At 69.2% G+C, this 18,684-nt stretch carries 15 protein-coding genes; 13 read left to right on the top strand and 2 right to left on the bottom strand.

Annotated elements, in window-relative coordinates:
- Positions 1 to 295: 295 nt before the first annotated feature.
- Entirely contained in the window at positions 296 to 1,795 is a 1,500-nt protein-coding gene (glpK, locus tag AC3WRN_RS15770; protein WP_492623687.1) for a glycerol kinase GlpK, read from the top strand.
- A 52-nt stretch (positions 1,796 to 1,847) separates the two neighbouring features.
- Here glpK and AC3WRN_RS15775 read toward each other — a convergent pair whose 3' ends face one another.
- Positions 1,848 to 2,783 (bottom strand): carbohydrate kinase family protein, encoded by a 936-nt coding sequence (locus tag AC3WRN_RS15775; RefSeq protein ID WP_068096287.1) that lies wholly within the window; start codon positions 2,781 to 2,783, stop codon positions 1,848 to 1,850.
- Positions 2,784 to 3,059: 276 nt separating this feature from the next.
- On the opposite strand from AC3WRN_RS15775, the gene AC3WRN_RS15780 reads away from it, so the two are divergent.
- The 12 genes from AC3WRN_RS15780 to AC3WRN_RS15835 all read left to right on the top strand — a co-directional run bounded on the left by AC3WRN_RS15780 (position 3,060) and on the right by AC3WRN_RS15835 (position 16,704).
- Positions 3,060 to 4,106: a rod shape-determining protein gene (locus tag AC3WRN_RS15780; protein ID WP_492623688.1), complete on the top strand. Its 1,047-nt coding sequence runs from the start codon at positions 3,060 to 3,062 to the stop codon at positions 4,104 to 4,106.
- 332 nt (positions 4,107 to 4,438) lie between these two features.
- A complete protein-coding gene (gene mreC / locus AC3WRN_RS15785; RefSeq protein ID WP_492623689.1) occupies positions 4,439 to 5,386 on the top strand; it encodes a rod shape-determining protein MreC in 948 nt (315 codons plus the stop codon).
- Positions 5,383 to 5,868, top strand: a complete 486-nt coding sequence (gene mreD / locus AC3WRN_RS15790; RefSeq protein ID WP_492623690.1) for a rod shape-determining protein MreD — start codon at positions 5,383 to 5,385, stop codon at positions 5,866 to 5,868. Before mreC ends, mreD begins: the two co-directional genes overlap by 4 nt.
- A 16-nt stretch (positions 5,869 to 5,884) precedes the next feature.
- Complete coding sequence (gene mrdA / locus AC3WRN_RS15795; protein ID WP_492623691.1) at positions 5,885 to 7,891, top strand: penicillin-binding protein 2; 2,007 nt, start codon at positions 5,885 to 5,887, stop codon at positions 7,889 to 7,891.
- On the top strand, positions 7,888 to 9,003 hold the full coding sequence (gene rodA, locus AC3WRN_RS15800) for a rod shape-determining protein RodA (RefSeq protein ID WP_068096277.1): 1,116 nt from the start codon (positions 7,888 to 7,890) through the stop codon (positions 9,001 to 9,003). Before mrdA ends, rodA begins: the two co-directional genes overlap by 4 nt.
- A 96-nt stretch (positions 9,004 to 9,099) precedes the next feature.
- Positions 9,100 to 10,110, top strand: coding sequence for a lytic murein transglycosylase B (gene mltB, locus AC3WRN_RS15805; protein ID WP_492623692.1), 1,011 nt, complete (start codon positions 9,100 to 9,102; stop codon positions 10,108 to 10,110).
- Positions 10,107 to 11,018 carry a septal ring lytic transglycosylase RlpA family protein gene (locus tag AC3WRN_RS15810; RefSeq protein ID WP_492623693.1) on the top strand — a complete coding sequence of 304 codons (912 nt, stop codon included), beginning with the start codon at positions 10,107 to 10,109 and terminating at the stop codon, positions 11,016 to 11,018. The genes mltB and AC3WRN_RS15810 overlap by 4 nt, the downstream gene beginning before the upstream one ends.
- Before the next feature lie 74 nt (positions 11,019 to 11,092).
- Positions 11,093 to 12,346 carry a D-alanyl-D-alanine carboxypeptidase family protein gene (locus AC3WRN_RS15815; RefSeq protein WP_492623694.1) on the top strand — a complete coding sequence of 418 codons (1,254 nt, stop codon included), beginning with the start codon at positions 11,093 to 11,095 and terminating at the stop codon, positions 12,344 to 12,346.
- Positions 12,346 to 12,636 carry a DUF493 family protein gene (locus AC3WRN_RS15820; RefSeq protein ID WP_068096263.1) on the top strand — a complete coding sequence of 97 codons (291 nt, stop codon included), beginning with the start codon at positions 12,346 to 12,348 and terminating at the stop codon, positions 12,634 to 12,636. The genes AC3WRN_RS15815 and AC3WRN_RS15820 overlap by 1 nt, the downstream gene beginning before the upstream one ends.
- A 142-nt stretch (positions 12,637 to 12,778) precedes the next feature.
- Positions 12,779 to 13,435 (top strand): lipoyl(octanoyl) transferase LipB, encoded by a 657-nt coding sequence (gene lipB, locus AC3WRN_RS15825; RefSeq protein WP_153021749.1) that lies wholly within the window; start codon positions 12,779 to 12,781, stop codon positions 13,433 to 13,435.
- A gap of 9 nt (positions 13,436 to 13,444) precedes the next feature.
- Positions 13,445 to 14,455, top strand: coding sequence for a lipoyl synthase (gene lipA / locus AC3WRN_RS15830; protein WP_068096258.1), 1,011 nt, complete (start codon positions 13,445 to 13,447; stop codon positions 14,453 to 14,455).
- Between the two features lie 8 nt (positions 14,456 to 14,463).
- Positions 14,464 to 16,704 carry a carboxy terminal-processing peptidase gene (locus AC3WRN_RS15835; RefSeq protein ID WP_492623695.1) on the top strand — a complete coding sequence of 747 codons (2,241 nt, stop codon included), beginning with the start codon at positions 14,464 to 14,466 and terminating at the stop codon, positions 16,702 to 16,704.
- Between the two features lie 50 nt (positions 16,705 to 16,754).
- Here AC3WRN_RS15835 and AC3WRN_RS15840 read toward each other — a convergent pair whose 3' ends face one another.
- Complete coding sequence (locus tag AC3WRN_RS15840; RefSeq protein WP_492623696.1) at positions 16,755 to 18,629, bottom strand: tetratricopeptide repeat-containing sulfotransferase family protein; 1,875 nt, start codon at positions 18,627 to 18,629, stop codon at positions 16,755 to 16,757.
- Between the last annotated feature and the right edge of the window lie 55 nt (positions 18,630 to 18,684).

Genomic DNA, 18,684 nt, shown 5'->3' on the forward strand with positions numbered 1-18,684 from the left:
TTGGGCGCGGTTGCTGTGGCGACCGCAGGTCGCGACCCGCAACAGGTCACCGCCAGGGGCTTTATCCTTCGAAGGCCCGACGCCCCCCGGGGAAGCCTTCGTCTTTGGCGGGGTTGGCCGCCGCCGCTGTGGCAATCGCAGGCGTGGGGCGCGACCCGGCACAATGCCGATGAGTTCCCGCCGGCTGGCATGTCGACGTCACGGCACGCTGAGCGTCAGGGGAAGCTGCAGGCCATCGCTCGACGCATCGGCCAGTTGCTACTCTTCGCCAAAGGGTTCATGGGAAAAGGTGGCCGTGGCGCAACGCTACATGTTGGCGATAGATCAGGGCACGACCAGCTCGCGCGCGATGTTGTTCGATCGGGCCGGCACGGTGGCCGGCATGGCGCAACGCGAGTTCCGCCAGATCTTCCCGCAGCCGGGCTGGGTGGAGCAGGACCCGCGGGAGATCCTGGCCAGCGTGTTGGCGACGGTGGCCGAGGTACTGGCCTCGGCTCGGGTCGACACCGGCGAGTTGGCCGGCATCGGCATCGCCAACCAGCGCGAGACCACCGTGGTGTGGGATCGCCGCACCGGTCAGCCGGTCTACAACGCGATCGTGTGGCAGTCGCGGCAGAGCCTGGCGGTGTGCGAACGGCTGGAGGCGGACGGCTATGCGCCGCTGGTGCGCGAGAAGACCGGGCTGCTGATCGATGCGTATTTTTCCGGCAGCAAGATCCGCTGGATCCTCGATCACGTCGATGGCGTCCGTGCCCGCGCGGAGCGTGGCGACCTGCTGTTCGGCACGATCGACAGCTGGCTGATCTGGAATCTCAGTGGCGGCAGGCTGCACGTCACCGATGCCAGCAATGCCGCGCGCACGCTGCTGTTCGACATCCACGCGCGGCGCTGGGACGACGAGCTGCTGCGTATGCTGGACATCCCGCGCAGCCTGTTGCCGCAGGTACGTTCGTGCAGCGAGGTCTACGGGCTCACCGCAGCCATGCCCGGCCTGCCGGCCGGCGTGCCGATCAGCGGCGTGGCCGGCGACCAGCAGGCGGCGCTGTTCGGCCAGGCCTGCTTCACGCCCGGCATGGCCAAGAACACCTACGGCACCGGTTGTTTCATGCTGATGAACACGGGGACGCAGGCGGTGCCTTCGCGGCACGGCCTGCTGACCACGATCGCCTGGGAGCTGGACGGCGTCGCCGAGTACGCGCTGGAAGGCAGCATCTTCGTGGCCGGTTCGGTGGTGCAATGGCTGCGTGACGGCCTCCACATGCTGGCCTGCGCCAGCGAGTCGCAGGCCTGCGCCGAGAGCGTGGATTCCAGCGACGGCGTGTACCTGGTGCCGGCCTTCGTCGGGCTGGGCGCCCCGTACTGGCGCAGCGACGTGCGCGGCGCGATGTTCGGCCTGTCGCGCGGCACTCGCAAGGAGCACGTGGTGCGTGCGGCGCTGGAGTCGATGGCCTACCAGTCGCGCGACGTGCTGGCCGCGATGGAGGCCGACGCCGGCATCCTGCTGAAGGAATTGCGCGCGGACGGCGGCGCGATCGCGAACGACTTCATGGCGCAGTTCCAGAGCGACATGCTGGGCGTGCCGGTGCTGCGGCCGAAAATTGCCGAGACCACCGCGCTGGGCGCCGCCTACCTGGCCGGCTTGGCTGTGGGCTTCTGGGAAAGCCGCGAGCAGATCGCGGCGTTGTGGCAGGTGGATCGACGCTTCGAACCGGCGATGGACGAATCGGTCCGCGAACGCCTGTACCGCGGCTGGCGCGATGCGGTGAGCGCCACCATCGGCTTTCGCGTCGGCTGAAACGCACGGGGCCCGCGCGTGGCGGGCCCCGTCGCCGCAGCGTCGAGGCGGGTCAGTCCAGCGCGTAACCGAACTGGTCGAGGAATGCCGCGGCGAACTCGGCGTAGTCGAAGCGCTGGTTCTGGGTGCCCGGATGTTCCACCTTCAGCGCGCCCATCAGCGAGGCCATGCGGCCTACCGTCGGCCAGTCCTTGCCGCGCATGATGCCGAAGATCAGGCCGGCGCGGTACGCGTCGCCACAGCCGGTCGGATCCACCACCCGGCGTTCGCGCGCCGGCGGAATGAGGTGGCTGTCGCCGCCCACGTGGATGACCGAGCCCCGCGGGCCCTGGGTCACGATGTAGGCGGTCACCCGTTCGGCGATCTCGGCGGCGCTCCAGCCGGTGCGCGCCTGCAGCAGCTGCGATTCGTAATCGTTGACGATCACGTAGGTCGACTTGGCGATCATCGCGCGGAATTCGTCGCCGCTGAACAGCGGCATCGCCTGGCCGGGGTCGAACACGAACGGCACGCCGCGTGCGGCGAACTCCTCAACATGCTGCAGCATCGCCTCACGGCCGTCCGGGGCGACGATCGCGAAGTCGATCCCGGGGATGTCGCGCACGTGGTTTTCCTGCGCGCTGGACATCGCGCCGGGATGGAAGGCGGTGATCTGGTTGTTGTCCAGGTCGGTGGTGATGAAGCACTGCGGGGTGAACTGGTCGTCGAACACGCGCACGCCGTCGAGCCGGATGCCGCACTGCTCCATGTGCGCGCGGTACGGCGCGAAGTCCTGGCCCACCGCGGCCACCGGCAGCGGGTCGCCGCCGAGCAGCTTGAGGTTGTAGGCGATATTGCCGGCGCAGCCGCCGAACTCGCGGCGCATCCGCGGCACCAGGAACGACACGTTCAGGATGTGCATCTGGTCGGGCAGGATGTGGTTCTTGAACTGGTCCTGGAACACCATGATGGTGTCGTAGGCCAGCGATCCGCAGATGACGGCAGACATGATGAGCGGAAGCCCCGGGCAAAGGTGGAAAGGTCGCGGATGCCGCGCTCGGCCGGATGCCGAAGCGGCCGGTTCCGGCCAAAGACTTGAATCGTACCGTCATCCGCCCGTATTGGCGAATTTTTGCGATCGCGTCGAGTTCATTCCGCCACGCAGAAAGTGTGCTTATGGTCGTGTTGTGGAAGGGTTTCTTAACGTTATTGTCCTTGCGCATGCCTGCCACGCTGACTAGACTGGCCAGCTTACTTTTTAGCCAAGCCGAGCCACGGCGGACCCATGTTCAAGAAGTTTCGCGGGATCTTTTCCAACGACATCTCCATCGACCTCGGCACCGCCAACACGCTGATCTACGTGCGTGGACAGGGCATCGTGCTGAACGAACCCTCGGTGGTGGCGATCCGCCAGGATCGCGGCCCAGGCGGCCCGCGCACGATCGCGGCGGTCGGCAGCGAGGCCAAGCGCATGCTGGGCCGCACCCCGGGCAACATCGCCACCGTGCGGCCGATGAAGGACGGCGTGATCGCCGACTTCACCATGACCGAGGCGATGCTGCAGCACTTCATCAAGCAGGTGCACAAGTCGCGCCTGCTGCGGCCGAGCCCGCGCGTGCTGGTCTGCGTGCCGTGCGGCTCCACCCAGGTGGAGCGGCGCGCGATCAAGGAATCGGCCGAAGGCGCCGGCGCACGCGACGTGTTCCTGATCGAGGAGCCGATGGCCGCGGCGATCGGCGCCGGCATCCCGGTGCACGAGGCGCGCGGCGCGATGGTGCTGGACATCGGCGGCGGCACGTCGGAAGTGGCGGTGATCTCGCTCAACGGCATCGTCTACTCGCAGTCGGTGCGTGTGGGCGGCGACCGCTTCGACGAGGCGATCATCAACTACGTGCGGCGCAACCACGGCACCCTGATCGGCGAATCCACCGCCGAGCGGATCAAGCTGCAGATCGGCTGCGCGTTCCCGCAGGGCGAGGTCAAGGAGATCGAGATCTCCGGCCGCAACCTGGCCGAGGGCGTGCCGCGCATGTTCACGATCAACTCCAACGAGATCCTCGAGGCGCTGCACGAGCCGCTGGCCGGCATCGTGGCGGCGGTGAAGTCGGCGCTGGAGCAGACCCCGCCGGAACTGTGTTCCGACGTCGCCGAGCGCGGCATCGTGCTGACCGGCGGCGGCGCGCTGCTGCGCGACCTCGACCGGCTGATCTCCGAGGAGACCGGCCTGCACGTGCAGGTGGCGGACGACCCGCTGACCTGCGTGGCGCGCGGTGGCGGCAAGGCGCTGGAGCTGATCGACCAGCACGGCAGCGACTTCTTCGCGCCCGAATAACAGAGCCTGCTCATGGCCTTCGAGCGCCCCGCGTTGCCATTGAGTGGCCGCCAGGTGGTAGGGCGTGGCGCAGGTCTGACTGGCTGCCAGGCCAAGCCGCGCGCTGCCGCATGGCGGCCGCTCGATGGCAACCCAAGCACCTATAAATTCCGGGGCCGGGTCTGTTTGCGCGCATGCCGGCGTCATCGCTCGGTCGTGGAAGGACGTCCACTCCTCGCTCCTCAAAGCCGGCGCCATCCATGGCGCCTCCCCGCGTGCCCTCGTTCTTCCTTGGCCTGCGCGCAAACAGCTCCCGGCGCGGGGCGCTCGAAGACCATGAGCAGGCTCTAGCCATGGCGCGCACGCGCGACGAGTCCTCGCCGCTGTTCGCCGGCAACGCCGCGGGCACGCTGCGGCTGATCGTCTACCTCGCGCTGGCCGTGGTGCTGATGGTGCTCGACCATCGCAACGGCTGGCTGTGGCGCCTGCGCTACGCCACGGCGGCCGTGGTCGAGCCGGTGTACCGGCTGGCCGGATTGCCGGCGGCCGGGATCCGCGCGGTGAGCGTGACCTTTGCCGATCGCCAGCGGCTGACCGAGCAGAACCAGCGCCTGCGCGAAGACCTGCTGCTGGCCAATGCCAAATTGAACCGGATGGCCGCGGTGGCCGAGCAGAACCAGCGCCTGAAGGAACTGCTCGACACCCAGCACAGCTTGAAGCTGAACGTGCAGCTGGCGCGGGTGATCGGCGTGGACCTGGGCGCCTACCGCTACGCGCTCACCCTGAACATGGGCGCCCGCGACGGGGTCAGGCCGGGCCAGCCGGTGATCGATGCGCGTGGCGTGATGGGCCAGGTGAAGGAGGTGCTGCCGACCACCTCGATGGTGATGCTGATCACCGACCCGTCGCATGCGATCCCGGTGGTGATCGAGCGCACCGGCCTGCGCACGGTGGCCTACGGCTCGCGCGACGGCGCCCAGCTCAGCCTGCCGAACATTCCGCAGGCCGCCGACGTGCGCGTTGGCGACAAGCTGCTCACCTCCGGTCTCGGCGGGCGTTTCCCGCCGGGCTTTCCGGTCGGCGAGGTGCGTTCGGTGGCGCCGTCGGCGAGCGGCATGTTCCTGGTGGCGATGGCGCGGCCGTCGGCGGATCTCGACCGCAGCGAGGACGTGCTGCTGCTGCACGACCAGGCCGAGCCGGACGGGCCGCCCGCGCCGGTGACGCCGATGGGGCCGCCGCGTGATCTGGCGCCCGCCGCCGCCACCACCGCCCCGTCGCCGGCCAGCGGGGTGCGGCGATGAACCGGCAGCGGCTGAGCCTGTGGTGGTTCGTCGGCACGCTGGTGTTCGCCCTGCTGTCGATGCTGGTGCCGCTGCCCGGCGCGCTGGAGCCGTTCAAGCCGTACTGGCCGGCGCTGCTCCTGTTGTACTGGTCGCTGGAGTCGGAGGACCGCGTCACCCTGGGGCTGGCCTTCATGGTGGGCCTGGCCACAGACCTGCTCAACGGCGTGGTGCTCGGCGAGCAGGCGCTGCGCCTCACCGCGCTGGTGTTCATCGCGCTGCGCTTCCGCTCGCGGCTGCGTTTTTTCCCGATGTGGCAGCAGGCGCTGGCGGTGCTGGCGCTGCTGCTGAACGACCGCATCCTGCTGCTGATCGTGCGCGTGCTCGCCGGCGCCTCGCTGCCGCCGGCGAGCTGGTGGATCTCGCCGTTCGTCGGCGCCGCGCTGTGGCCATTCCTGTTCCTGCTGCTCGACGACCTGCGCGCGCGGCTGCGGATCCAATGAGACATGAACCAGTGACATGAAGCCCCGGCGCTCGATCAAGGATCCCCGCGGCGAAAGTCTGCTGTTCCGGCGCCGCGCGCTGGCCGGCTTCGTGCTGATCGTGCTGTGCCTGTGCCTGCTGCTGAGCCGCTTCGTGTTCCTGCAGGTGATGCATCACGACGAGTTCGTCACCCGCTCGCAGGCCAACCGGGTCAAGCCGCGCGCGATCCCGCCGGCGCGCGGGCTGATCTACGACCGCAATGGCGTGCTGCTGGCCGACAACGTGCCGGCGTTCCGGCTGGAAGTGGTGCCCGAGCAGATCAAGAACATGCCGGCGATGCTGGCCGAGCTGGGCAAGGTGGTGCCGCTGGACCCGGACGACCTGGATGCGTTCCGCAAGCAGCTCCGGCAGAGCCGGCGCTTCGAGAACGTGCCGCTGAAGATGCGCCTGACCGAGGACGAGATCGACCGTTTCGCGGTGAACCGCTGGCGCTTCCCCGGCGTGGACGTGGTGCCCTACCTGACCCGGCGCTATCCGCTGGGCGGGCTGTTCGCGCACGTGGTGGGCTACGTCGGGCGCATCGACGCCGAGGACCTGGACCGGCTCGACCCGGTGCGCTACAAGGGCACCAGCCACGTCGGCCGCAGCGGCATCGAGCGCTCCTACGAGAACGTGCTGCACGGTATGCCGGGCTACGAGCTGCTGGAGGTGAACGCCGACGGGCGCACCCAGCGCGTGCTGGAAACGCATGCGCCGACGCCGGGCAGGAACCTCTACCTGAGCATCGACGTGCGCCTGCAGAAGGCCGCCGAATCGGCCTTTGCCGGGCGTCCCGGCGCGGCGGTGGCGATCGACCCGCGCAACGGCCAGGTACTGGCGATGGTCAGCGTGCCCACGTTCGACCCCAACCTGTTCGTCAATGGCATCAGCCAGGCCGACTACAGCGCGCTGACCGGCGACCCGGACAAGCCGCTGTACAACCGCGCGTTGCGCGGCGTGTATCCGCCGGGCTCCACGGTGAAGCCTCTGGTCGGCCTGGCCGGGCTGGAGACCGGCATGCGCACGCCGCAGGACACCGTGGTCTCCACCGGCGTGTTCTACATTCCGGGCCAGCAGCGCGGCTACCGCGACGACCAGCGCGGCGGCGTGGGGCGGGTCGACCTGGTCGGCGCGATCGAGCAGTCGGTGAACACCTATTTCTACAAGCTCGCGCTGGACATGGGCATCGACCGGTTCAGCGAGTACATGGGCAAGTTCGGCTTCGGCCGACCCACCGGGATCGACCTGATCGGCGAATCCTCCGGCGTGCTTCCTTCGCGCGAGTGGAAGGCGGCCAACTTCCGCCAGCCGTGGTACCCCGGCGAGACGGTGATCGCCGGCATCGGCCAGGGTTTCTGGGCGGTCACGCCGTTGCAGCTGGGCCACGCCATCGCCACCTTCGCCGGCCACGGCGTGCCGTACGCGCCGCGCCTGGCAATGGCGACCCAGGACGGCGTCAGCGCGCCGCCGCAACCGCTGGCCAACCCGCCCAGCGGTCCCTCGGTGATCCGCAAGCCGGCCGACTGGGACGTGGTGAACCAGGGCATGCAGCGGGTGATCTACGGCGCCAAGGGCACCGGGCGCCGGCTCGGCGTCGGCTTCCCGTACCTGATGGCCGGCAAGAGCGGCACCGCCGAGCGCTTCTCGCGCACTTCCGAAGCCTACGACACCAACCGCAGCACGGCCTACCTCGCCAGCCGCCACCGCGCCTGGTTCGTCGCCTACGCGCCGGCCGACAATCCGCAGATCGCGGTGGCGGCGATTCTCGAATCCGGTGCCTGGGGGGCGGAGGCGGCCGGGCCGATCGTGCGCACGATCCTCGATAGCTGGCTGGCCGCGCACGACGGCGTGATTCCCGGCGCGGAGCGCTTGCCGGTGACGGCGGCGCCGCTGGCGCCGATCGCCGCGCCGGCCGCGAATGCCCCGCCCGATGCCGGTGTGGAAGACAACGAGCCGGTCGAGGACCTGCCGGCACAGGCCACCACCACGGGAGGCACGCCATGATCGAGGCGCTGTACGCACGTGCGCGCCGCTTCCTGCGCCGCATCCTGACCCGGCCGCGGATCGACCTGCCGCTGGCGTTCAGCCTGTTCCTGCTGGCCTCGATCGGCCTGGTCACGCTGTACAGCGCCGGCGACGGCAATCTGGCGCTGGTCGGCGGCCAGGCCGCCCGTTTCGTGCTGGGCGGCGCGCTGCTGCTGGTGGTGTCGCGCATCCCGCCGCCGGTGCTGCGCAGCTGGACGCCGTGGCTGTACGCCGGCAGCACCGCGCTGCTGGTGGTGGTGGCGATCCTGGGCGAGGGCCGCGGCTCGATCCGCTGGCTGGACCTCGGCATCATGCGCTTCCAGCCGTCCGAACTGCTCAAGCTGACCATGCCGATGATGGTGGCCTGGTACCTGCACCCGCGGCAGCTGCCGCCGGGCTGGAAGGACATCGTGATGGTCGGCCTGCTGATCGCGATTCCGGCAGGGCTGATCGCCGAGCAGCCGGACCTGGGCACCGCGGTGCTGGTGACCGCGGCCGGCGCGTTCGCGCTGTTCCTGTCCGGCATGGCGTGGTGGCGCATTGGCCTGCTGGTCGGCGCGGTGGCCGGGATGATCCCGGTCGGCTGGCACTTCCTGCACCAGTACCAGCGCGACCGCGTGCTGACCCTGCTCAACCCCGAGTCCGACCCGCTCGGCAACGGCTGGCACATCATCCAGTCGCAGATCGCGGTGGGCTCCGGCGGCGCCTTCGGCAAGGGCTGGCAGCACAGCACGCAGTCGCGGCTGGACTTCCTGCCCGAGCACACCACCGACTTCATCTTCGCGGTGTTCTCCGAGGAGTTCGGCCTGGTCGGGGTGGCCGCGCTGGTCGCGCTGTACGCGTTCATCATCGGCCGCTGCTTGTGGATCGCGATGGAAGCGCGCGACACCTATTCGCGCCTGCTCGCCGGCGCGATCGGCATGAGCTTCTTCGTCTACGTGTTCGTCAACGGCGGCATGGTCGCCGGCATGCTGCCGGTGGTCGGCGTGCCGATGCCGCTGATCAGCTACGGCGGCACCTCGGCGGTGTCGCTGCTGACCGGCTTCGGCGTGCTGATGTCGATCCACGCCAACCGCAAGATGCACATCTGAACGTCGCCGGCATTCCGTCGCCCGCGCGTCCGGAGTCGCCGGCGCGTGCGTGCTAGGCTTTCGGCGACATCGTCATTCTGTGAGCGAAGCCACGACATGCCAGCCACGCCTGCGCCGCCCCCGGCCCGTTTCCTCGCCATCCTGAGCCTGCTGTGGATGGGCGCGCTGACCCCGGCCCTGGCGACGACGCACCCCGGCCAGGCCGAACTGGTGCGCGAGGTGGCACGCGAAACCGGCAAGGACCCGCAGGCGCTGAACGCGCTGCTCGACGGCGCGAAGATGCAGCAGGGCATCCTCGACGCGATCAGCCGCCCGGCCGAGGCGAAGCCGTGGAAGGACTACCGGCCGATCTTCCTCACCAGCCAGCGCATCGGCGACGGCATCGCGTTCTATCGCGAGCACCGCGCGCTGCTGGAGCAGATCGGCAAGCAGTACGGCGTGGCGCCGCAATACATCGTGGCGATCGTCGGCGTGGAGACCAGCTACGGCCGCAATACCGGCAAGTACAAGGTGCTCGACGCGCTGGTCACGCTGGGCCTGTACTACCCGCCGCGGGCGAAGTTCTTCCGCGAGCAGCTGAAGGAACTGCTGAGCCTGCCGGACAACCACCTGGCCGGCCCGGTCGGCACGCTCACCGGCTCCTACGCCGGCGCGCAGGGCTGGGGCCAGTTCATGCCCACCAGCATCCGCGACTTCGCGGTGGACGCCGACCACGACGGCCGCATCGACCTGCAGAACTCGCTGCCTGACATCTTCGCCAGCGTGGCCAACTATTTTGCGAAGCACGGCTGGGTCGACGGCGGCCCGGTCGCGTCGCGGGCGCAACCGGACGGGGCGGCGCAGCCGATCGCGGTGAAGGACGCCGCGCCGCAATGGCCGCTGGAGCAACTGGAGGCGTGGGGTTACGCGCCGCTGCAGCGGCTGTCGCCGGGCGAGCCCGCCAGCCTGCAGACGCTGGAAGGCCCGAACGGGCCGGAGTACTGGTTCACCTTCCGCAATTTCTACGTGATTACCCGCTACAACCGCAGCCCGCTGTACGCGATGGCGGTCGACCAGCTGGCGCAGGCGATCGCCGCCGGCGCAGACCGGGCGGGCGCCGCACGATGAGGGCGGCGGGTATCGCGGCGCTACTGCTGGCGGCGTTGCTGCTCGCCGGCTGCGGCGGCGCGAAGACGAGGAAGCCCGGCTACGGCGCCAGCGGCAGCCGCGGCGGCGCGGCGCGCGGCGCCGACGAGCGGCGGGAGGGCGGCTTCCGCGACGACCTCAGCCAGCCGCAGGAACGGCGCTACCGCGACAGCGCCGACAGCGTGCCGCCGCCGCTGGACGTCAGCAAGCTGGTCGAGCCGGTGCCGAAGGCCGAGCCGCGCTCGCTGTACGGCAACAAGTCGCCGTATACCGTGCGCGGGCAGACCTATCGCGTGCTGCCCAGCGCGCGCGGCTACGACGAGCGGGGCATCGCCTCGTTCTACGGCAACAAGTTCCACGGCTACAAGACCTCCAGCCTGGAAAACTACGACATGTACGCGTTCAGCGCGGCCAGCACCACCTTGCCGCTGCCAAGCTACGCGCGCGTGACCAACCTGGAAAACGGCAAGAGCGTGATCGTGCGGGTCAACGACCGCGGGCCGTTCCATGACAACCGCCTGATCGACCTGTCCTACGCGGCGGCGGTGAAGATCGGCGTCTGGCCCAAGGGCACCGGCCTGGTCGAGGTGCGTGGGATCGATCCCGGGCAGCCGCTGCAGGAACTGCCGCCGCCGGTCGTGGTCACAAGCGCACACCCGGGGATCTACCTGCAGGTGGGCGCGTTCGCCGACGCGGAGAATGCCGAGCGGCTGGCCCGGCGCCTGCGCCAGGCCGACCTGGGCGAGGTGCAGGTGAACGAGGCCATGGTCAACGGCCGGCGCGTGCGCCGGGTGCGGATCGGGCCGCTGGCCAGCGTGGACCGCGCCGACCAGGTCAGCGCCCGGATCGAAGGCATGGGCCTGCCGCGGCCCCAGGTCGCGGTAGACTGAGCAGGTTTTTCCACATCTTTTCCATCGCGTCGCCGCCGCCGCGCCGACACCCAGCAACCGGACTGAACAACACGATGAATTTTTTCCGCCGCACCCTGATCCCGTTCGCCGCCATCACGCTGCTGGTCGGCGCCGCCGTCGCCCAGACGCCGCCGCGCCCGTCGCCGGTACCGCGCCCGGTGGTGCCCGAGGCGCCGGTGCCGCCGCCGCCGGACGTCGACGGCAAGAGCTGGGTGCTGATGGACTACGCCACCGGGCAGATCCTCGCCAGCAAGGAGCCCGACCTGCGCGTGGAGCCGGCCTCGATCACCAAGGTGATGACCGACTACGTGGTCTCGGCCGAGATCGCCAACGGCAAGATCCACATGACCGACCCGGTGACCATCAGCGAGAACGCCTGGCGCGGCGGCGGCGCCGGCACCGACGGCTCCACCAGCTTCCTCAAGCTCAACAGCCAGGTGCCGCTGAAGGATTTGCTGTACGGCATGATCATCCAGTCCGGCAACGACGCGGCGATCGCGCTGGCCGAGCACACCGCCGGCTCCGAGCCGGCGTTCGCCGGCCTGATGAACGCCTACGCCAAGCAGCTCGGCATGGCCAACTCCAACTTCGAGAACGCCTCCGGCTACCCGATCGCGAACCACTACACCACCGCGCACGACATCGCGCTGCTGTCGCGCGCGCTGGTCCACGACTTCCCCGAGGACTACGCGATCTCCGCGATCAAGGAGTTCGAGTGGAACGGCATCAAGCAGCACAACCGCAACACCCTGCTGTGGCGCGACCCCAGCGTGGACGGCATCAAGACCGGCCACACCGCGGGCGCCGGCTACTGCCTGGCCGCTTCGGCGAAGCAGGGCGAATCGCGCATGATCGCCATCGTGATGGGCGCCAGCAGCGAGAAGGCGCGCGCCGACTCGGCGATGGCCCTGCTCAACTACGGTTTCCGCTTCTACGAGACCCACAAGCTGTATGACGCCGGCAAGCCGCTGGCCACGCCGCGGCTGTGGAAGGGCGCGACGAACCAGCTGCCGCTGGGCGTCGCCGACGCCGTGCAGGTCACCGTCAAGCGCGGCCAGTACGACCAGCTCAAGGCCACCATGGACATCCCGGCCACGCTGATCGCGCCGTTCACCAAGGGCCAGCAGGTCGGCACGCTGCGCATCACGCTGGCCGGCCAGCCGGTGCAGAACGTGCCGCTGGTGGCGCTGGCCGACGCGCCGCAGGGCGGCTTCTTCTCGCGCCTGTGGGACAGCATCCTGCTGTGGTTCCACAGCGACAAGAAGGCCGATGCCGAGGCACCGGCCAAGAGCGCGGACGCGAAGTGATGCAGCCGGTCGACTTCAGCAAGGCGAAACAGGAGGGCAAGGGCTTCCAGTTTCCCGGCGAATTCGAGATCACCGCGGTCGGCAGCGCCAGCGCGAACCTGCCGACCCGCGTGCCGCAACTGCTGGAGCGCACCGGCCTGCACGTACTGCACGAGACCGTGCGGCACCGGCACTCCGGCGCGGGCAACTTCGTCTCGGTCACGGTGAGCTTCCGCTGCGACAGCCGCGAGCAGTACGAGGCGGCGCACCATGCGCTGCGCGCCGACCCGGATATCCGCTACACGATGTGAAGCCGGGATTGGGGATTCGGGAAAACCGCACCCCGAGTCTCATGGCGAGTGTGTAACGCGCGATTTTGTTTCAGGAACACCACGAAGTAGCAGGTCAGTCGTGCCCCCCGAATCCCCAATCCCGAATCCCCAATCCCGGCCTCTGAAAATCCGCCGCCTGGGCCGCCAGCCGTACGCGGCGACCTGGCAGGCGATGAGCGCGTTCACCGACAACCGCACGACGGACACGCCCGACGAACTGTGGCTGCTGGAGCACGACCCGGTGTTCACCCTCGGCCAGGCCGGCAAGATGGAGCACGTGCTGGCGCCGGGCGACATCCCGGTGATCCCGGTCGACCGCGGCGGCCAGGTGACCTACCACGGGCCGGGCCAGATCGTCGGCTACCCGCTGATCGACCTGCGCCGTGCCGGCGTGGGCGTGCGCGAGCTGGTGCACCGGATCGAGCAGTCGCTGATCGACACGCTGGCGCACTGGAACGTGGTCGCGGTGCGCCGCGAGGGCGCGCCCGGGGTCTACGTGGCCGACGCCAAGGTCGCCGCGCTGGGCCTGCGTGTGCGCCGCGGCTGCAGCTTCCACGGGCTGGCCTTCAACGTGGCCATGGACCTGGAGCCGTTCCACCGCATCAATCCTTGCGGTTACAAGGGTTTGGCCGTCACGCAGCTGCTAGACTTGGGCGGTCCGTCGCAGTTGGCCGCGGTCGAGGACGTGCTGGTGGAGGAGTTCTGCCGCCAGTTCGGCTTCGCCGCCGAGCCCGCCGCCCCCATCCTGCCCGAACTCCCCGCCCGCGCGGCGGTCTGAGCTGTCTACATGAGCGAAACAACCGTCTCTTCCCCCAAGGTCATCCCGATCAGCGTCGTCGCCGGCGCACCCGCCGCGGAAAAGCAGCTGGGCAACGACAAGATCGCGCTGAACCGCGCCGGTTTCGACACCAGCGTGCCGACCCTGCGCAAGCCCAGCTGGATCCGCGTGCGGCTGCCGCAGGGCAACGCCGTGCAGCAGCTGAAGGCACGCCTGCGCGAGAATTCGCTGGTGACGGTGTGCGAGGAAGCCTCCTGCCCGAACATCCACGAGTGCTTCAGCAAGGGCACCGCCACCTTCATGATCCTCGGCGAGGTGTGCACCCGCCGCTGCTCGTTCTGCGACGTGGCGCATGGCCGCCCGGTGGCGCCCGATCCGCTGGAGCCGGCGCGGCTGGCCGAGACGATCCGCGACATGCGCCTGAAGTACGTGGTGATCACTTCGGTCGACCGCGACGACCTGCGCGACGGCGGCGCCGAGCACTTCGCCGCCTGCATCCGCGCCACGCGCCACGCCAGCCCGAGCATCCGCATCGAGATCCTCACCCCGGATTTCCGCGGCAAGGGCCGCATGGAGCGGGCGCTGGACGTGCTGAAGGACTTCCCGCCGGACGTGTTCAACCACAACCTGGAAACCGTGCCGCACCTGTACCGCGAAGTGCGCCCGGGCGCCGACTACCAGTGGTCGCTGGACCTGCTCAAGCGCTTCAAGGTGCAGCATCCCGAGGTGCCGACCAAGTCCGGCATCATGCTGGGCCTGGGCGAGACGATGGAGCAGGTACTGGAGACCATGCGCGACCTGCGCGACCACGACGTCGAGATGATCACCATCGGCCAGTACCTGCAGCCCACGCCGCATCACCACCCGGTGGTGCGCTACTGGACTCCCGAAGAATTCGACGCGCTGCGCGCGGAGGGCGAGGCGATGGGTTTCCATCACGTCGCCTCCGGCCCGCTGGTGCGTTCGTCCTACCACGCCGACCTGCAGGCCCACGCGGCCGGCGTCACCGAGTCAGCCTGAGAGCCTCCATGAAATTTCGTCCCGCGCTGGTCCTGCTGCTTGCCTTCACCGCGACCTGCGCGCTTGCGCAGTCGGCCGCCGATCTCGGCGCCGGCAAGGCCCGCAAGGCAGCCACCTGGCCGCTTGCGCCCACTGCCAGCGAGGCGCAGGCCGCGCAGCTGTCGGCGCGTTTCCTGACCCGCTTCCACTATGACGCGCAGCCGCTCGACGATGCGATGTCGGCGCGCATCTACAAGGCCTACTTCAAGCTGCTCGACAGCGAGAAGGTGTTCTTCACCCAGGCCGACATGGCGAAGTTCGCGCCGCTGAAGACCAAGCTCGACGACGCGATCTGGAACCAGGACCTGTCCGCGCCGTTCGCCGTGTTCAACCTGTACCTGCAGCGCGCGGTCGAACGCATGACCTATGCGCGCGAGCTGCTCAAGCAGGGCTTCGACTTCTCCGTCAACGAGAGCTACACGTTCGACCGCGAGCACGCCGACTGGCCGAAGGACCGGGCCGAACTCGACGACCTGTGGCGCAAGCGCACCAAGAACGACTGGCTGCGCCTGAAACTGGCGGGCAAGGACGATGCGGATATCCGCAAGACGCTGGACAAGCGCTATGCCGGCTACATCGAGCGGGTCAGGCAGCTCGACGGCCAGGACGCGTTCCAGACCTTCATGACCGCCTATGCCGAGACCACCGACCCGCACACCGACTACCTCGGCCCGCGCGCGGCGGAGAACTTCGACATCTCGATGAAGCTGTCGCTGGAAGGCATCGGCGCGGTGCTGCAGGCGCGCGACGACTACACCCAGATCCGCGAACTGGTGCCGGGCGGCCCGGCCGTCAAGTCCGGCAAGGTCAAGGTCGGCGACCGCATCGTGGCCGTGGGCCAGGGCGACAAGGGCCCGATGGTCGACGTGATCGGCTGGCGCCTGGACGACGTGGTCAACCTCATCCGCGGCAAGAAGGACACCACCGTGCGGCTGGAAGTCCTGCCGGCCGACACCGGCCTGGACGGCAAGCACGAGATGGTCAGCCTGGTGCGCCAGAAGGTCAGCATCGAGGAGCAGGCGGCGAAGAAGAAGCTCATCGAGATCAAGGATGGCGACGTCAGCCGCAAGATCGGCGTGATCGAGCTGCCCGCCTTCTACTCCGACTTCGGCGCGCGCAGCGCCGGCGACAAGAACTACAAGAGTGCCACCCGCGACGTCGCCAAGCTGCTCGGCGAGCTGAAGCAGGATGGCGTGCAGGGCGTGGTGGTGGACCTGCGCAACAACGGCGGCGGCTCGCTGGCCGAGGCCAATTCGCTGACCGGCCTGTTCATCGACAAGGGTCCGGTGGTGCAGGTGCGCGACTCCCGCGGTGACGTCGAGGTGCAGGGCGACGACCAGCCGGGCATGGCGTGGAGCGGCCCGCTGGCGGTGCTGGTCAACCGCGGCACGGCGTCGGCGTCGGAAATCTTCTCCGCCGCGATCCAGGACTACCACCGCGGCCTGGTGATCGGCGAACCGACCTTCGGCAAGGGCACCGTGCAGAACCTGGTCGACCTCGACCGCTTCGCGCAGGGCGACAGCGAGAAGCCCGAGCTGGGCGAGCTGAAGATGACCATCCAGGAATTCTTCCGCATCAACGGCGGCTCAACCCAGCTAAAGGGCGTCACCCCGGACATCGAGTTCCCGAAGAATGGCGACGACAAGGACTTCGGCGAGTCGACCTACGACAACGCGCTGAAGTGGACTCAGATCGCACCGGCCAACTACCAGGTGGTGGCCAACCTCAACGCCTACCTGCCCCAGCTGCAGAAACTGCACGCCGAGCGCACGGCGAAGTCGCCGGCGTGGAAGCTGATGCTGGACGAGCTGGCGCAGTACCGCGCCATGCGCGCCAAGACCTCGACCTCGCTGAACTTCGCGGCGCGCGAGGTGGAGCGCAAGCAGATGGAGGCGATCCAGGCCGATTTCCGCACGCGTCACAGGGCCATCGACGGCACCGACGCCTCGCTCGCCGACGAGGCGAGCAGCCTCGACGACGGCCTCAACGCGAACGAGCGCAGCCTGAAGAGCGAGCTGAAGCAGGAGAAGGAGGCGAAGAAGGCGAAGGACGTGCAGCTCAACGAGACCGCGCACATCCTGTACGACGCGCTCGGCATGATCAAGGCCGACCCGAAACTGGCCGTCCAGGTGCTGCCGTACGGCGGAGGTTACCCGGACGTCGCGGCGGCGAAGCCCGCCTCATCCGCGGTGGCGCCGGCCACGCATTGAGTCCGGCTTGCACGGGCAGATGAAAAAGCAGCGCACCCGCGCTGCTTTTTTTACGCGGTGTAGCCCAGACGCTCCATCATCGGGCGCAGTATCGGCAGCACGCTCTCGAAGCGGTCGCGGTAGGCGTGCCAGCGGTTGACCGCCGCGGAGTTGATGCCCTGGGTGACCTGGGCATAGCTGGGCGTGCTGATGAAGCCCTTGCCGCGCGCGTGTTCGGCGAAGCGGGCCATCGGCGAAGCATCGGCAAGTTCGAGGAACCGGCCGAGGCGCGCGACGTGGTCGTCGAAGCGGGTCACCACCGATTCGTAGCGCCATTCCAGTACGCGGGGAGCGAACACTTCCAGGTGGTGGTACCACTGCTCGAACGCCTGCACGTAGCCTTCGGCCAGGCGCTGCAGCGACGAACACAGGACCATGAAGGGCGGCGAGCGGAACGGGAGCATGTAGCAACTCAGCAGCACGTCGCAGGGGTGCCGCAGGCACAGGATGATCCGGGCATCGGGAAACAGCCGGGCGATCATCGGCAGGCAGAGCATGTTCAGCGGGTTCTTGTCGACCAGGCGCCGCCCCATGCGCGCGGGCATCGCCTTGCCGGCCAGCCCGGCATAGATCCCGCGCAGCTGGTCGCTATCCTGCTGGGTCAGCCGGGCAAGGTCCTCCGGGTAGGATTGCCCGGCAAGCTGCATGCGCCGGGTCAGCTCATGGACGAAGTCGCGTTCGTCCATCGAGCAGAAGTCCGGGTGGGCATCGAGCATCTGTTCGAGCAGGGTGGTGCCCGAGCGGGGGAAGCCGACCACGAAGACGGGGCTGTCGTTGCCGCCTGGAGCGGCCAGCGCAGGCCAGCGGTCGTACTCGAGGTGGCTTACCCGGTGGCTGGCCATCGACAGCGGCTGGCTGCCCGCGGCGGCGAGTTCCGGCACGATAGCCGTGGCGATTTCCCACTGCGCCGCATGCGCCACCTCCGCCGCCTGCCAGGCTTCCGGGTGGCGCCCCTGCTTGCTCCTGATGCCGGCCAGGCCGAACGCGGCGTTCGCGCGCGATTCCGGCTGGTCGGCCGAGACGAGCATGCGCTGGTACAGGCTGGCCGCCCGATCCAGCTCGCCAAGGCGGGCGGCTACCGCCGCGTGGGCCTGCCGCGCGCCGGAAAGCAGGGCAGGCGACTCCTGCGGAAGGGCCTCCAGCGTCTCCAGTGGCAGCTGCCCGAGTTCGGCCCGGGCGCGCTCGACCTGGTTGCTTCGCTCGTACATGGCCGCGCGCAGCGCGGCGATGCGCCATGGCATGATCCGCGCGTCCGGCCCCTCGGGCAGCACCGCCCGGGCCAGCACCTGGAACGCGGCGTCCTGGCTGCCCTGGGCCGACAGCATCGTCGCCAGCAGCAACGCCTGCTCGGCAGGTTGCGGCGGCCAGTCGGCAGCGCCGGCCAGCATCGCCTCCTCGCCATGGTTGTCGCCGCAGACGTGGCAGGCGTACGCCGCCTGCAGCCGTGCCTCGATGAAGCCCGGCATCAGCTCCACCGCATCGAACAGCGATTCCCGTGCCGCCAGCCAGCGTTGCTGCTGCGCATGCAGCAGCCCGAGGTTGTAATGGATCTGCGCCTCCTGCGGTGCCAGTGCCACGGCCCGGCGCAGCGCATGTTCGGCCGTTGCCGGATCGCCCGTCTGGCGGGCCACCACGGCGAGGTTGTTCCAGTATTCGGGCACCTCGGGGCGACGCCGGGTGAGCCGGCGAAAGGTCGCGAGGGCCTCGTCGAGGCGAAGGCAGGACTGTTGCGCGGCGCCCAGCAGGAGCAGGGCGGTTTCGTCGGCGTCGTCCGCGTCGGCCACCCGCTCGCCCAGGGCCAGCACGGTGGCGTTGTCGCCTTGGTTGTACGCCGCGAGCATGCGGGCGACGAGGTCGGCGGAGGATGGCGAAGGGTGGTCTGTCATCCCTGAATCCTGGCCTGAATCGCGGCGGCGGGATAGCCGCGGCAGACTCGCCGCG

The sequence above is a fragment of the Rhodanobacter sp. FW101-FHT13A11 genome (genome assembly GCF_058790335.1).